Source organism: Kluyvera sp. 142486 (assembly GCF_046569695.1).
Classification (GTDB): Bacteria; Pseudomonadota; Gammaproteobacteria; order Enterobacterales; family Enterobacteriaceae; genus Kluyvera.
In genome coordinates, this window is sequence record NZ_JBKHUI010000009.1 from 112758 (window position 1) to 127860 (window position 15103).

12 protein-coding genes are annotated in these 15103 nt (G+C 57.2%); all 12 read right to left on the minus strand.

The features are described 5' to 3' along the window. Nucleotides 1-10: 10 nt before the first annotated feature. The gene (gene ftsZ / locus ACLGE8_RS11915; protein WP_035893043.1) at nucleotides 11-1162 is read right to left on the minus strand and encodes a cell division protein FtsZ; all 1152 of its coding nucleotides are present in this window, start codon (nucleotides 1160-1162) and stop codon (nucleotides 11-13) included. 63 nt (nucleotides 1163-1225) lie between these two features. After that, nucleotides 1226-2488, minus strand: a complete 1263-nt coding sequence (gene ftsA, locus ACLGE8_RS11920; RefSeq protein WP_185668543.1) for a cell division protein FtsA — start codon at nucleotides 2486-2488, stop codon at nucleotides 1226-1228. Continuing rightward, nucleotides 2485-3318: a cell division protein FtsQ gene (gene ftsQ, locus ACLGE8_RS11925; RefSeq protein WP_410998698.1), complete on the minus strand. Its 834-nt coding sequence runs from the start codon at nucleotides 3316-3318 to the stop codon at nucleotides 2485-2487. Before ftsQ ends, ftsA begins: the two co-directional genes overlap by 4 nt. A 1-nt stretch (nucleotide 3319) precedes the next feature. Further along, a complete protein-coding gene (locus tag ACLGE8_RS11930; RefSeq protein WP_410998700.1) occupies nucleotides 3320-4240 on the minus strand; it encodes a D-alanine--D-alanine ligase in 921 nt (306 codons plus the stop codon). Then, nucleotides 4233-5708, minus strand: coding sequence for a UDP-N-acetylmuramate--L-alanine ligase (gene murC, locus ACLGE8_RS11935; protein WP_333495986.1), 1476 nt, complete (start codon nucleotides 5706-5708; stop codon nucleotides 4233-4235). The genes ACLGE8_RS11930 and murC overlap by 8 nt, the downstream gene beginning before the upstream one ends. 53 nt (nucleotides 5709-5761) lie before the next feature. Continuing rightward, on the minus strand, nucleotides 5762-6829 hold the full coding sequence (murG, locus tag ACLGE8_RS11940; RefSeq protein ID WP_410998702.1) for an undecaprenyldiphospho-muramoylpentapeptide beta-N-acetylglucosaminyltransferase: 1068 nt from the start codon (nucleotides 6827-6829) through the stop codon (nucleotides 5762-5764). Beyond that, on the minus strand, nucleotides 6826-8097 hold the full coding sequence (gene ftsW / locus ACLGE8_RS11945) for a cell division protein FtsW (RefSeq protein ID WP_410998704.1): 1272 nt from the start codon (nucleotides 8095-8097) through the stop codon (nucleotides 6826-6828). The genes murG and ftsW overlap by 4 nt, the downstream gene beginning before the upstream one ends. Then, nucleotides 8097-9413, minus strand: coding sequence for a UDP-N-acetylmuramoyl-L-alanine--D-glutamate ligase (gene murD, locus ACLGE8_RS11950; protein ID WP_410998706.1), 1317 nt, complete (start codon nucleotides 9411-9413; stop codon nucleotides 8097-8099). Before murD ends, ftsW begins: the two co-directional genes overlap by 1 nt. 2 nt (nucleotides 9414-9415) lie before the next feature. Beyond that, a complete protein-coding gene (mraY, locus tag ACLGE8_RS11955) occupies nucleotides 9416-10498 on the minus strand; it encodes a phospho-N-acetylmuramoyl-pentapeptide-transferase (RefSeq protein ID WP_035893027.1) in 1083 nt (360 codons plus the stop codon). Then, a complete protein-coding gene (murF, locus tag ACLGE8_RS11960) occupies nucleotides 10492-11850 on the minus strand; it encodes a UDP-N-acetylmuramoyl-tripeptide--D-alanyl-D-alanine ligase (RefSeq protein WP_410998708.1) in 1359 nt (452 codons plus the stop codon). Before murF ends, mraY begins: the two co-directional genes overlap by 7 nt. Continuing rightward, the gene (gene murE, locus ACLGE8_RS11965) at nucleotides 11847-13334 is read right to left on the minus strand and encodes a UDP-N-acetylmuramoyl-L-alanyl-D-glutamate--2,6-diaminopimelate ligase (RefSeq protein ID WP_410998710.1); all 1488 of its coding nucleotides are present in this window, start codon (nucleotides 13332-13334) and stop codon (nucleotides 11847-11849) included. Before murE ends, murF begins: the two co-directional genes overlap by 4 nt. Then, nucleotides 13321-15090: a peptidoglycan glycosyltransferase FtsI gene (locus tag ACLGE8_RS11970; protein WP_185668557.1), complete on the minus strand. Its 1770-nt coding sequence runs from the start codon at nucleotides 15088-15090 to the stop codon at nucleotides 13321-13323. Before ACLGE8_RS11970 ends, murE begins: the two co-directional genes overlap by 14 nt. Nucleotides 15091-15103: the final 13 nt, after the last annotated feature.

Sequence of the window (15103 nt, forward strand, 5' to 3'; positions counted from 1 at the left end):
CAGCTAATTCTTAGTCAGCTTGCTTGCGCAGGAATGCAGGGATATCCAGGTAATCCGGTTCTTTGGTGGTCTGCGGCGTATTGTCGTTAACCACTTTAGCGGCCGGTTTCTGTTCTTGCGTCAGCGGCGCCATACCATGCTGCTGATAGCGATCCAGCGCAGGCTGCTGCGTCTGCTTGTTGGTCACCAGGGTGATCTCTGGACGCTTGTCCATGCCGATACCGGTCGCAACAACGGTAACGCGCAGTTCGTCGTTCATATCCGGGTCAAGGGAAGTACCGATAACCACGGTCGCATTGTCCGACGCAAACGCACGGATAGTATTACCAACGGTTTCGAACTCATCCAGACGCAGGTCGAAGCCCGCGGTGATGTTGACCAGAACGCCACGTGCGCCGGACAGGTCGATGTCTTCAAGCAGCGGAGAAGAGATAGCCATTTCAGCCGCTTCTTCCGCACGGTCTTCACCGCTTGCCACACCGGAGCCCATCATTGCGTAGCCCATTTCGGACATCACGGTACGGACGTCCGCGAAGTCGACGTTCATCAAGCCAGGACGAGTGATCAGCTCAGCGATACCCTGTACCGCGCCTTTCAGCACGTCGTTCGCCGCGCCAAACGCGTCGAGCAGGGAGATACCGCGACCCAGAACTTTCAGCAGCTTGTCGTTCGGGATGGTAATCAGGGAGTCCACGTGCTTAGACAGCTCGGTAATACCCTGCTCCGCAAATGCCATACGCTTCTTGCCTTCAAAGTTGAAAGGCTTGGTCACGACAGCAACGGTCAGGATACCTAAATCTTTAGCCACTTCAGCAACCACTGGCGCTGCACCGGTACCGGTACCGCCGCCCATACCTGCTGCGATAAATACCATGTCTGCGCCGTCTAACGCTGCACGCAGTGCTTCACGGTCTTCATCAGCCGCGTTGCGACCGACTTCTGGGTTTGCCCCAGCGCCCAGACCTTTGGTAATACCGCTACCGATCTGGATAGTCTGGCCAACCGCCGTTTTACGCAGTGCCTGCGCATCGGTGTTAACAGCAAAAAACTCAACACCTTCGATGCGTTCGCGCACCATGTGTTCAACGGCATTACCGCCGCCGCCACCGACGCCGATGACTTTAATCACCGCGTCGTTGGTCAGTTCCATAGGTTCAAACATAGTTTCTCTCCGTTTTGTGCCTGTCGCCCGAGACCGTGAATTGTGCATTGGTCTCTTTAAAAATTAAAACTCTTTGCGTAACCAGCTATTCAGTCGTTTGATCCACGATCCGACCGATGCGGTGACGCGCTTTTCTACCTCTGCTTCACCACTTAAGTGGGACTCTTTCCCGTAGTGCAGCAGGCCCACCGCCGTTGAATAATACGGCTCCTGGGCATAGTCCGTCAGACCAGTAATATTCAGCGGCGCACCGATACGAACCTGCGTATGGAACACCCGCTGTGCGCAAGCGGCCAACCCTTCAATTTGCGCTGCGCCACCGGTCAATACAATCCCCGCCGCGAGATGGTGTTTGACACCCTGCTGACGAAGCTGTTCCTGTAACTGTAAAATCTCTTCATTGACGAGGTTCAGCAGCTCGGTATAACGCGGCTCAATGACCTCTGCCAATGTCTGTCGTTGCAGGCTACGCGGCGGACGACCGCCCACGCTTGGCACTTCAACGCTCTCATCTTTGCCCACTATGGAGCCCAGCGCGCAGCCGTGGCGCACTTTAATCGCCTCAGCATCGCTCGGTGGCGTGCCGAAGGCATAGGCGATATCGCTGGTCACCACGTTCCCTGCGTAAGGGATCACTTTGGTGTGACGCAGCGCGCCGCCGGTATAGACCGCGATATCCATTGTACCGCCGCCGATGTCCACAACGCAGACACCCAGCTCACGTTCATCTTCCGTTAACACGGAATAGCTGGAAGCCAGGCCGGCAAAAATCAGCTGATCGACCTTCAGGCCACAACGCTCTACCGCTTTGACGATATTTTTCGCCATGTCGTTGTGACAGGTAATCAGATGTACCTTCGCCTGCATACGCACACCAGATAAGCCTACCGGGTTTTTGATCCCTTCCTGATAATCAATTGCGTATTCTTGCGGAATGACGTGCAAAACACGATGTTCATCACGTACGCGAACGGATTTCGCCGTGTGAACGACGTTCTCCACGTCTTCCTGCGTGACCTCTTCTTCTGAGATAGGCACCATACCTATCTCATTTTGACAGCTAATGTGCTTACCGGAAAGCGCCAGATATACCGAAGAGATCTGGCAATCCGCCATCAGCTCCGCCTGGTCGATAGCGCGCTGCGCGCATTTCACTACCGACTCAAGGTCGTTAACCCCGCCTTTATCCATACCACGGGACGGACAACTGCCGACCCCAATGATATTAATCACTCCGTCGGGCAGAACTTCCCCTACTAAAGCGGCAACTTTTGCAGTGCCAATCTCCAGTCCAACTACCAGTTTTCTGTCCGTCGCCTTGATCATTGTTGTTCTGCCTGTGCCTGATTCTGTTGTTGATTAGTATCCGCCGCAGGAGCAGGTTCCCAGCCTACTGCCGCCCCCGAGTCATAACGCAAATCAACATAGCTAATCCGATTACCGTCTGTTTGCGCCTGCTGCTGTAGAACCGGGTACAGTTCTAAAAAACGTTCCAGCCGTTTCATCGTATCGCCCCGCCCCAGGTTCAGCTTGATACCGTTATCAAGCGTCAACTGCCACGAACGGCGCGCGGTCATCGCCGCAACCTTCAACGTGAACTTCCCTTTCGCGAGCATCGCACCCATGTCGTGATAGCCCTGTAATACTTCGCTTGCGCTGCCTTCAGGGCCATAGAGCATAGGTAAAGTTTGCTTGCTGGCACGATCGGCTGGAATGCTGAAGGCATTCCCCTCGGCATCTACCATGTGCTGATCATTCCAACGTGCAATTGGCACATATTCAACCAGATGAATCTTCAATTCGTCCGGCCACTGCTTTCTGACGCTTGCCTGTTTAATCCACGGCAGACGTTCAATCTGACTCTGGACGATATTCACATCCTGGGTCATAAAGGTTCCCGGCGATCCCAATGCCAGAATGGACTGTCGAATATCATCGTTGCGCGTGTAATGACGATCGCCAGTCACCACCAGTTTTGAGATGGGCAATCGTTGCGCATCTTCCATCCAGCCCAGAACGACCCAGCCGCTAACAAACACGGTACACAACACCGCCAGCAGGAAAACAATTCCCACCAGATGCGTTCCATTATTGCGCCGTGAAGCGGCATACTCTTCTTCTTCACGGTTCCGCGTATTCAGCGCAGCCTGCGACATATCACCCCGCCAGGTCCAGAATTCGTACTACCAGCTGCGAGAAACTCATTCCCGCCTGACGCGCCGCCATCGGCACCAGACTGTGGCTGGTCATCCCCGGAGAGGTGTTCGCCTCCAGCAGATAATACTGCCCATCGCTGTCCTGCATCACGTCAATACGACCCCATCCACGACAGCCTAAGACTTTCCAGGCTTTCAGTACTAAAGACTGCATTGCCGATTCCTGGGATGAATCTTCACAGCCAGGGCAGAAATATTTCGTCTCATCAGAGAGATACTTCGCTTCATAATCATAGAAGGTTCCGGCAGGTTGGATGCGAACTGTCGGTAAAATTTCTTCACCAAGCACCGCAACCGTAAATTCCGGCCCACTGAGCCATTTTTCTACCAGAACTTCGTCATCGTGTTGAAACGCCTGCGTTAACGCTTCAGCCAGGTCAGCACTCTCGATGACTTTCGACATCCCTACGCTTGAGCCTTCACGGCTCGGCTTAACAATAAGCGGCAGGCCAAGCGCAGCAATCTGCGTCTGAATCTCGCTGGAAAGCCCAGCATTAAAGGCTTCGCGCTCAACAGCGACCCAAGGAGCAACCGGTAATCCGGCCCCTTGCCACAGCAACTTACTGCGCAGTTTATCCATTGAAATGGCCGATGCCATCACGCCACTGCCGGTATACGGAAGTTTTAAGAGTTCCAGTAATCCTTGCAGCGTGCCATCTTCACCGCCGCGGCCATGCAGCGCAATAAACGCTTTCTGAAAACCCATACTTTTCAGTTGGGTAACATCAGTCTCTTTTGGGTCTACCGCATGCGCATCAATGCCCGCTTCGCGAAGACCGGCCAGCACCGCCGCGCCGGAGTTTAACGACACGTCGCGTTCGGCTGAGGTTCCACCCAAAAGAACCGCGATCTTATCAGCCATGGCGCGGTTCCTCCTGAGTTTGCGGCTTCAGTTTGATTTCAGCTAAGTTACGCGCGATTTTACCAATATTTCCCGCGCCTTGAATTAGAACAAGATCATTACCCGTCAGTACTGATGCCAGCATTTCCGGGACCTGAGCGCTGTCCGAGACCAGAATTGGGTCCACCTTTCCACGCCCACGAATGGTACGGCACAGTGAACGGCTATCGGCCCCCGGAATCGGCGCTTCACCCGCCGGATACACGTCCAGCATCAGCAGCGCATCAACCTGAGTCAACACGTGAGCAAAATCATCGTACAGGTCGCGCGTGCGGGTGTAGCGGTGCGGCTGGAATACCATCACCAGCTTTTTGTCCGGCCAGCCAGCGCGGGCGGCTTTGATTGTTGCATCCACTTCCGTTGGGTGGTGCCCGTAGTCATCCACCAGCAGCGCGGTGCCTTCTTTGCCGTTCACCTCTTCCAGTGGGAACTCACCCAGGAAGTCAAAACGACGACCGGTACCCTGGAAACTTTCCAGCGCGCGCAGAATCGCCTCGTCTTCAATGCCTTCTTCCGTCGCCACGGCAACCGCCGCAGCGGCATTCAGCGCGTTATGACGGCCTGGCGCATTCAGCGTCACGCGCAGGTCTTCTTTATCCTGACGCACCAGCGTGAAGTGCCCCTGCGGGCCAATCTGCTGGTAGCTTTCCACACGAACGTCAGCATCGTCGCTGAAACCGTAAGTGGTGGTCTGACGGCCAACGCGCGGCAGCAGCTCGCGGATAACCGGATCATCAACGCACATCACCGCACGGCCATAAAACGGCAGGTTGTGCAGGAAGTTGATAAACGTCTGTTTTAAATTCTCGAAGTCGCCCTGGTAGGTATCCATATGGTCGGCTTCGATGTTGGTGACAATCGCCACCATCGGCTGCAGATGTAGGAACGACGCATCGCTCTCATCGGCTTCTGCAATCAGGTAGCGGCTATGGCCCAGACGCGCATGCACGCCTGCCGCCTTCACCAGGCCACCGTTGACGAAGGTCGGGTCCAGCCCGGCTTCTGCATAAATGCTGGCGACCATAGCGGTGGTCGTGGTTTTGCCGTGTGTCCCGGCAATGGCGATGCCGTGACGAAAACGCATCAGCTCCGCCAGCATTTCCGCGCGGCGAATCACCGGGATACGCGCCTCATGTGCGGCAACGATTTCCGGGTTATCGGCAGAGATAGCCGTAGAGACCACCACCACGCTCGCATCGCGAACGTTTTCCGGGCGATGGTTGAAATAGATGGTGGCGCCCAATTTAGTCAACTGCTGCGTCACCGGGTTCGGTGCCAGGTCGGAACCGCTGATCTGATACCCTTCGTTGGCCAGTACTTCAGCAATACCGCCCATACCGGCGCCGCCAATGCCAACAAAGTGAATGTGCCGGACGCGACGCATCTCGGGCACAATAGAACGCAGTTTCGCCAGTTGTTGTGTATTCATTCTCTAAACGCCATCACTTCTGAAATTCGGGCGACGCAACTGCGCCGCGATGATTAAGCCTTTACAGCCAGGCTTACTTCTTTTGCTACCCGTTCGGTAGCGTCCGGGATGGCCGTCGCACGAGCACGCTCAGCCATCTCTAATAATGTGTTGCGATCCCAGCTAGCCAGCGTGTCAGCGACCGCTTGCGCCGTAAACTGCGGCTGCTCGAAGATCTTCGCTGCGCCGGCTTTCTCCAGCGGCAGCGCATTCCAGTACTGCTGACGGTCCTTATGCTGGAACGGCACGAAGATGGCAGGCAGCCCCGCTGCCGCAATCTCGCTGACCGTCAGCGCGCCGGAACGACAGACGACGACATCGGCCCACGCGTACGCTTCAGCCATATCATCAATGAATTCGGTCACTTTATGCTGCGGCTGACCCGCATCGGCATAGGCCTGTTCAACGGTCTGTTGACCGCCTTTACCGCTCTGATGCCAGATGGTCACCGCATCACCCAGACGCTGCGCCACCTGAGGCAGAGTCTGGTTGAGAATACGCGCCCCCTGAGAACCGCCAACGACCAGGAGGCGAATCGGGCCTTCGCGGCCGACCAGACGCTGTTCCGGCAGCGGCAGCGCTAGCACGTCAACGCGCACCGGGTTGCCAACGACTTCCGCATTCGGGAACGCGCCAGGGAAAGCCTGCATCACTTTGGTGGCAATCTTCGCCAACCATTTGTTAGTCAAACCAGCGATGCCGTTCTGCTCGTGCAGCACAACCGGAATCCCCAGTGACCACGCCGCCAGACCGCCCGGCCCGGAAACATACCCGCCCATTCCCAGTACCACGTCCGGCTTAAAGCGTTTCATGATCGCGCGCGCCTGACGCCAGGCGTTAAAAATACGCATCGGCGCCAGCAGTAGCGCCTTCAGGCCTTTTCCGCGCAGGCCGGAAATATGGATAAAATCAATTTCGATGCCATGTTTTGGCACCAGGTCAGCTTCCATACGATCCGCGGTTCCCAGCCAGCGTACCTGCCAGCCCTGATCCATTAAATGGTGCGCAACCGCCAGCCCCGGGAACACGTGTCCACCGGTACCGCCCGCCATCACCATTAACCGCTTTGTTTGACCGCTCATCGAGAACCTCGGGTAAACGCCTGGGCTTTCTCCAGACGCGTTTCATAATCAATACGTAATAAGAACATGATGGCCGTCGACATAATCAGAAGACTGGAGCCACCGTAGCTTATCAACGGTAGGGTCAGACCTTTGGTCGGTAACATCCCGGCCGCCGCCCCTACGTTGACCAACGCCTGGAAGCTGAACCATACGCCGATTGCGCAAGCCAGGAAGCCAGAAAAACGTTGGTTGATCTCCAGCGCTTTGCGACCAATGGACATGGCGCGGAAAGCGACGAAGAATACCATTAAAAGTGCCAGTACCACACCGATATAACCCAATTCCTCGCCGATGATGGCGAAGATGAAGTCGGTATGCGCCTCCGGCAGATACTCCAGTTTCTGCACCGAGTTGCCTAAACCCTGGCCCCACATCTCACCGCGCCCGAAGGCCATCAGCGACTGCGTCAGCTGGTAGCCGCTGCCGAACGGGTCTTCCCACGGGTTCCAGAAAGAGGTCACGCGGCGAATACGGTACGGTTCAGCGAGGATCAGCAGCACCACGGCGGAAATACCCATGCCGATAATGGCGATGAACTGCCACAGCTTGGCACCCGCCAGGAACAGCATCGCCAACGTGGTGACAAACAGCACCACGACGGTACCGAGGTCCGGCTGCGCCAGCAGTAAAATCGCCAGCACGAAAATCACGCCCATCGGCTTTAAGAAGCCGCGCAGGTTGTTGCGCACCTCGTCCGCTTTACGCACCAGATAGTTGGCGATATAGCAAAATAGCGACAGCTTGGTCAGCTCGGCAGGCTGAATACGCAGCGGGCCGAAAGCAATCCAGCGTGATGCCCCGTTAACCGAACTCCCGACCACTAGTACAATCAGCAACATACCAATAGAGGCAATCAACATGAACGTACTGTGCTTTTGCCAGAATGACATCGGCAGACGCAGCGTTACCAGCGCCATCACAAACGCCAGCAGAATATAGAGACCATCACGCTTGGCGAACAGGAACGGATCGTTCGCCAGACGCTGACCCACCGGCATCGACGCCGAGGTCACCATAATAAAACCAATCGCCGCCAGGCCGAGGGTCAGCCACAGCAGCGTGCGGTCATACATAATCAGGCTATCGGTATCTTTCTCCCGAGAGCCCATCACCCAGCCCTTAAGCGCGGCAAACATCCAACCAAACAGCCATGCGAAAATACGCATGCCCGGCAGACGCGGCAGCCTCAGTCGAGGCAGTCTCAGGCGCGGGAGCGATAAACGCATCAACCTAACTCCTTCGCCAGGCGAGCAAACACGTCGCCGCGCTGTTCAAAGCTTTTAAACTGATCGAGGCTGGCGCAGGCCGGAGAAAGTAGCACCATATCGCCCGCTTTGACCTGCGGCGCAATCAGGCGCATTGCCTCTTCCATGGTGTCCGTTTGGGTGGCGATTTCCGGACGCAGCGCGGCCAGTTCACCGCCATCGCGGCCAAAGCAGTAGAGGCGAATGTTATCGCCGGTCAGGTAGCGTCTCAGCGGTTCGAAATCGGCCGATTTACCGTCGCCGCCCAGCAGCAGATACAACGTTCCCGCTACGTGCAGGCCGTTTAAGGCCGCTTCGGTACTGCCGACGTTGGTCGCTTTTGAGTCATTAATCCAGCGCACGCCGCGGTGGTCGAGCACAATCTGGAAACGGTGAGCCAGCCCGGTAAAGGTGGTCAGCGCTTTCAGGCTGCTCGCGCGCGGCAGGCCAACGGCATCCGCCAGCGCCAGCGCCGCCAGGGCGTTGCTGTAGTTATGCTGCCCGGTGAGCGGCATCTCTTTGACGTTCAATACTTTTTCACCCTTCACGCGCAGCCAGGTTTCCCCCTGTTGGCGGTTCAGGTGATAGTCACCAACGTCGACGCCGAAGCTTACGCAGCGCTCATCCGCGCCGCGTACCGGCATGGTCAGGCCGTCGTCCGCGTTCACCACACAGACTTTGGCGTTTTCATAGACCCGCAGCTTCGCCGCACGGTACTGCTGCAGCCCCAGCGGGTAGCGATCCATATGATCTTCGGTGACATTCAGAATGGTTGCGGCAGCGGCATGCAGGCTGGAGGTGGTTTCCAGCTGGAAACTGGAGAGCTCAAGCACGTACAGCTCGCGAGCCGGGTCCAGCAGCATCAGCGCGGGCAGGCCGATGTTCCCGCCGACGCCGACGTTCACGCCCGCTGCTTTAGCCATCTCGCCAATCAGCGTGGTGACGGTGCTTTTACCGTTGGAGCCGGTAATCGCCACAATCGGCGCCTGCGCTTCGCGGCAGAACAGTTCAATGTCGCCGACGATTTCAATACCGGCATCCGCCGCGCGGCTCAGCGACGGGTTTGCCAGCGCCATACCGGGGCTAGCAACGATCAGATCGGCCGCCATCAGCCAATCTTCATTCAGCCCGCCAACGTAGCGCTCTACCGCTTCCGGCAGTTTATCCAGACCGGGTGGCGTCGCTCGGGTATCCATCACGCGTGGCGTAACGTTCTGCGCGAGGAAGAAATCCACGCAGGAGAGCCCGGTCAGTCCGAGACCAATAATAACGACGTTTTTACCCTGGTAATCTGCCATGATTAACGTACCTTCAGCGTTGCCAGGCCAATCAGCACCAGCATCAGCGAAATAATCCAGAAGCGCACGATAACGCGCGGCTCCGGCCAGCCTTTCAGTTCATAGTGGTGGTGAATCGGCGCCATACGGAAGATACGCTGACCGCGCAGCTTGAAGGAGCCCACCTGCAGAATCACCGACAGGGTTTCCACCACGAAGACGCCGCCCATGATCACCAGCAAGAATTCCTGACGCAGCAGCACGGCAATAATGCCCAGCGCGCCGCCCAGCGCCAGCGAACCAACGTCGCCCATAAAGACCTGCGCCGGATAGGTGTTGAACCACAGGAAGCCTAACCCTGCGCCGACAATCGCCGTACAGACGATCACCAGCTCGCCTGCGTGACGCAGGTAAGGAATGTGCAGATAGCTCGCAAAGTTCATGTTACCAGTCGCCCACGCCACCAGCGCAAAGCCCGCTGCCACAAAGACGGTCGGCATAATGGCCAGGCCATCGAGGCCATCGGTCAGGTTAACGGCGTTGCCGGTGCCGACGATAACGAAGTAGGCCAGCAGGATGTAGAGCAGGCCCAGTTGCGGCATGATGTCCTTGAAGAACGGTACCACCAGCTCGGTGGCTGGCGTATCTTTACCGGCAAGGTACAGCGCGAAGGCGACGCCCAGCGCAATCACCGACATCCAGAAATACTTCCAGCGCGCGATGAGCCCTTTGGTGTCTTTGCGAACCACTTTGCGGTAGTCATCAACGAAACCGATAATGCCGTAGCCAATCAGTACCGTCAGCACGCACCAGACGTACGGGTTTGACGGATAGGCCCACAGCAGCACGGAGACCGTAATCGCGGTCAGGATCATGATCCCGCCCATCGTTGGGGTTCCGCGTTTACTGAAGTGAGATTCAGGACCGTCGTTACGAACAACCTGACCAAACGACATTTTTTGCAGACGGGCGATCATGCGCGGGCCCATCCACAAAGAGATGAACAGCGCGGTCAGCAGGCTGACAATGGCGCGAAACGTCAGATAGGAAAAGACGTTAAAGCCGGAATAATATTTGACCAGATGTTCGGCCAGCCACACTAACATGTCCCGTTCTCCTGTAATGCGCGTACAACCTCTTCCATGGCAGCACTGCGTGAACCTTTCACCAGAATGGTGATAGATTTGTGTTCGTTAATCAGCGTGTTAAGACGAGCAATTGCCGATGCTTTATCGGTGAAGTGCTCCCCTGCCCCGCTGGCAGTGCTAATCGCCTGGCTTAATTTGCCAACGCTCAGCACGCGATCAATACCAGCCGCTTTCGCCGCTTCGCCAACCTGAATGTGGCAAGATTCGCTCTCAGCGCCAAGCTCGGCCATATCACCGACCACCAGCACGCGGTAGCCCGGCATTTCAGACAGCACCTGTACCGCCGCCGTCATCGAACCAACGTTAGCGTTGTAGGAGTCATCCAGTACCAGTTGGCTGTCCGTCAGATGAATCGGGAACAGGCGACCCGGCACCGCTTTCAGCTGCGCCAGACCGGCTTTCACCGCGCCTAGGTCAGCGCCCACAGCGGTTGCCAGCGCGGTTGCGGCCAGCGCATTGGCGATGTTGTGACGCCCCGGCAGCGGCAACAGCACGTCGGTACTACCGTTCGGTGTATGCAGCGTAAATTCCGTACCCTGCGAGGTAATGCGCACGTCCGCGGCGCTGAAATCGCTCCCTGCCGCGTTTGGTGAGAAACGCCAGACGGTACGATCGCCAATCACCTGCTGCCAGTTGGCCCAGTCATTGTTATCGGCGTTCAGAATCGCAATGCCGCTGTCCGGCAGACCGGTGAAGATCTCACCCTTCGCTTTCGCGACGCCTGCCAGCGAGCCAAAACCTTCCAGGTGCGCCGCTGCCAGGTTGTTCACCAGCGCGGCTTCCGGGCGGGTCAAACTCACGGTCCAGGCGATTTCGCCCTGGTGGTTGGCCCCCAGTTCAATGACCGCAAACTGATGCTCCGGCGTCAGACGCAGTAATGTCATCGGCACACCGATGTCATTGTTTAGATTGCCCGCGGTATAAAGCGTGCTGCCGCACTGCCCCAGAATGGCGGCGGTCATCTCTTTCACCGAGGTTTTACCGGAAGAACCGGTCAGGGCCACCACGCGAGCAGGTACCTGCTGACGCACCCAGGCGGCCAGCTCACCGAAGGCAAGACGAGTATCACTTACCACCAGTTGCGGCAGGTCGATATCCAGCTTGCGGCTGACCAGCAGCGCGCCTGCGCCGCCCTCTTTTGCCGTTTGCGCAAAATCATGCGCGTCAAAACGTTCGCCCTTCAGCGCCACAAACAGACAACCCGGCGTTAATTTCCGGGTATCAGTGGTCACATCTTCAATAAGGGCATCGCTGCCACAAAGCTCGCCGTTCAGAACGTTGGCAAGCTGGCCTAGCGTTACGCCAATCATGCCACCACTCCCAGCAGACGCGCTGCGGTAATACGGTCGGAGTAATCGAGACGACGGTTACCCACAATCTGATAATCTTCATGGCCTTTGCCGGCCACCAGCACGACGTCATCCGCTTTTGCCTGCATGATGGCGTTGGTGACCGCTTCGGCGCGGCCTTCCATCACCTTCACGTGACCGGCATCAACCATGCCCGCGAGAATGTCGTTAATGATGTCACGTGGCTCTTCGGTGCGTGGGTTATCGTCGGTCACCACCACCACATCGGAAAACTCTTCGGCAATCGCGCCCATCAGCGGACGCTTGCCTTTATCGCGGTCGCCGCCGCAGCCAAAGACGCACCACAGTTTGCCGGAGCAGTGCAGACGCGCGGCCTGCAGCGCTTTTTCCAGCGCATCCGGCGTATGGGCGTAATCAACTACCACCGTCGGTTTGCCCGGCGCGCTAAACACTTCCATGCGCCCGCAAACCGGCTGTAAACGCGCTGACGTTTTCAGCAGGTCAGCCAACGGATAGCCCAGCGCCAGCAACGTAGCCAGCGCCAGCAGCAGGTTGCTGACGTTAAATGCGCCCATCAGGCGGCTTTCAATCTCGCCTTCGCCCCAGGTGGAGTCGAAGCGGATGGTCGCGCCGCTATCGTGGTAGTTCACCGTCACGGCTTTCAGCCAGCGGCCGTGGCAGTCTGGATTAATGTGACCGTCCATGGAGACCGCAACGGCATCCGGCAGACGACCTAACCAGCGACGGCCCACTTCATCGTCTGCGTTGACGATGGCCTGGCCGCAGTGGTGAGTGGAGTACAGCAGCCATTTCGCCGCTTCGTAATGCTCCATATCACCGTGGTAGTCGAGGTGATCGCGACTCAGGTTGGTAAATACCGAGGCGGCAAACTTGAGCGCTGCCACGCGGTGCTGCACCAGGCCGTGAGAGGAAACCTCCATCGCGGCAACCGTCGCACCCTGTTCAACCAGACCGGCAAGCACGTGCTGTACGTCGACCGCCGAGCCGGTGGTGTTTTCCGTTGGGATCACTTTATCCAGCAGGCCGTTACCGACCGTACCCATCACCGCGCTGGTTTCGCCAAGCCACTGGCACCACTGTGCAATCAGCTGCGTGGTGGTGGTTTTACCGTTGGTCCCGGTCACGCCAATCAGACGCAGGCTGTCGGAAGGTTCGTGGTAAAAACGCCCGGCCAGCGCCGATAAGCGCTCGTTTAACTGGCTGAGGTAGATAACCGGCACGCCGTGCATCTCGCGGATTTCACCGTCGGTTGCCTCATCTTTTGCCTCGGCTATAACAGCAGCGACACCTTGCGCAATTGCCTGCGGGATATAACGACGCCCGTCCGCCTGATGACCTACTACCGCTACGAACAGATCGCCCGATGCAGCCACACGGCTGTCGAGCGTCATCTCTCGCAGTACTCGCTCCGGCGCATTTGGCACCCACGGAGCGAGAAGGTCGCGCAAATTACGATCTGCCACCTGTACCCTCGCCTTGATTCGTTACTAATTCACTTTTATCGCCGCCCGTTGCTAGCGCATCCGGCTCAATGTTCATCGTGCGCAGTACGCCGCCCATGATGGCACCAAAGACCGGCGCGGAAACGGCGCCACCGTAGTATTTACCCGCCTGCGGGTCGTTGATCACCACCACCAGCGCAAAGCGCGGCTGGCTGGCTGGCGCAACGCCCGCGGTGTAAGCAATGTATTTGTTGATATAGCGCCCATCCGGGCCGACTTTTTTCGCCGTACCGGTTTTAATCGCGATACGGTAGCCTTTAATCGCCGCTTTCACGCCGCCGCCGCCAGGCAGCGCGACGCTTTCCATCATATGAACGACGGTACGGACGATAGATTCCGGGAAGATACGCTCACCGGGAACCGGCGGGTCAACTTTGGTTATCGACAGCGGGCGGTAAATCCCGTAGCTGCCAATCGTTGCGTAGACACGCGCTAACTGTAACGGCGTTACCATTAGCCCGTAGCCGAAAGAGAAGGTGGCCCTCTCTATGTCAGACCACCGTTGTTTTTGAGGATATAAGCCACTGCGTTCTCCGACCAACCCCAAATTGGTCGCTTTTCCCAGCCCAAAACGTGAGTAAGTATCTACTAACGCTGAGGACGGCATCGCTAACGCCAGTTTGGAAACACCGACGTTACTCGACTTCTGTAGAACCCCGGTCAGGGTCAATTCGCTGTAGCGCGCCACGTCTTTGATTTCGTGGCCGTTAATACGGTAAGGAATGGTATTCAGCACGGTGTTTTCGCGAACTACGCCGCGCTGTAACGCGGTCATCACCACCATCGGTTTCACCGTGGAGCCCGGTTCAAACACGTCGGTGATGGCTCGGTTACGCATGGTGTCTTTCGCCGTGCCGGTAAAATTGTTCGGGTTGTAGGACGGGCTATTGGCCATCGCCAGCACTTCACCCGTGCTTACGTCAACCAGCACGGCGCTACCGGATTCCGCTTTGTTAAACGCCACGGCGTTGTTCAGTTCGCGGTAGACCAGCGCCTGAAGGCGCTCATCAATGCTCAGCGCCAGGTTGTGCGCCGCCTGGCTGTCGGTTGAGGAGATATCTTCAATCACCCGGCCATAGCGGTCTTTACGCACGATACGCTCGCCCGGTTGGCCGGTGAGCCACTTGTCGAAGCTCTTCTCAACCCCTTCAATACCCTGGCTGTCAACGTTGGTGAAGCCGATGAGGTGAGCAGTTACTTCTCCGGATGGATAGTAACGGCGCGACTCTTCGCGAAGATAAATCCCCGGCAGCTTGAGTTTTTTGATGTAATCGGCCATATCAGGGTTAACCTGACGCGCCAGATAGATAAAGCGCATGCGCGGGTTGGTGTTGATACGGTTTGCCAGCTGGTCCAGCGGAATGTTCAGCGCATCCGCCAGCGCTTTCCAGCGGTTGTTTAGCATCACGCCGCCCGCTTCATGCAGTTCTTTCGGGTCGGCCCAAATCGCTTTTACCGGCACGCTCACCGCCAGCGGACGACCGGAGCGGTCGGTTATCATACCGCGAGAGGTGGAAACCTGCTGAACGCGCAGGGAACGCATGTCACCTTCACGCACCAGCTTATCCGGGGCAATAATTTGTAGCCAGGCCGCACGTCCCAACAGGAACGCAAGCGCCAGAAAAATACAGCCGCAAAGCAACGCAAAACGCCAACCGATAAAGTTGGCCTGTTCTTCCTGACGTTTTGGCTTAAGCGTTTTTGCCGCTGGTTTCATGCGTTGCAATAAT

Coding starts and splice junctions, on each gene's coding strand:
- ftsW (WP_410998704.1), bottom strand. CDS start 8,097: ATGCGTTTATCGCTCCCGCGCCTGAGACTGCCTCGACTGAGGCTGCCG.
- murC (WP_333495986.1), bottom strand. CDS start 5,708: ATGAATACACAACAACTGGCGAAACTGCGTTCTATTGTGCCCGAGATG.
- murD (WP_410998706.1), bottom strand. CDS start 9,413: ATGGCAGATTACCAGGGTAAAAACGTCGTTATTATTGGTCTCGGACTG.
- ftsZ (WP_035893043.1), bottom strand. CDS start 1,162: ATGTTTGAACCTATGGAACTGACCAACGACGCGGTGATTAAAGTCATC.
- ftsQ (WP_410998698.1), bottom strand. CDS start 3,318: ATGTCGCAGGCTGCGCTGAATACGCGGAACCGTGAAGAAGAAGAGTAT.
- ACLGE8_RS11930 (WP_410998700.1), bottom strand. CDS start 4,240: ATGGCTGATAAGATCGCGGTTCTTTTGGGTGGAACCTCAGCCGAACGC.
- ftsA (WP_185668543.1), bottom strand. CDS start 2,488: ATGATCAAGGCGACGGACAGAAAACTGGTAGTTGGACTGGAGATTGGC.
- mraY (WP_035893027.1), bottom strand. CDS start 10,498: ATGTTAGTGTGGCTGGCCGAACATCTGGTCAAATATTATTCCGGCTTT.
- murG (WP_410998702.1), bottom strand. CDS start 6,829: ATGAGCGGTCAAACAAAGCGGTTAATGGTGATGGCGGGCGGTACCGGT.
- ACLGE8_RS11970 (WP_185668557.1), bottom strand. CDS start 15,090: ATGAAACCAGCGGCAAAAACGCTTAAGCCAAAACGTCAGGAAGAACAG.
- murF (WP_410998708.1), bottom strand. CDS start 11,850: ATGATTGGCGTAACGCTAGGCCAGCTTGCCAACGTTCTGAACGGCGAG.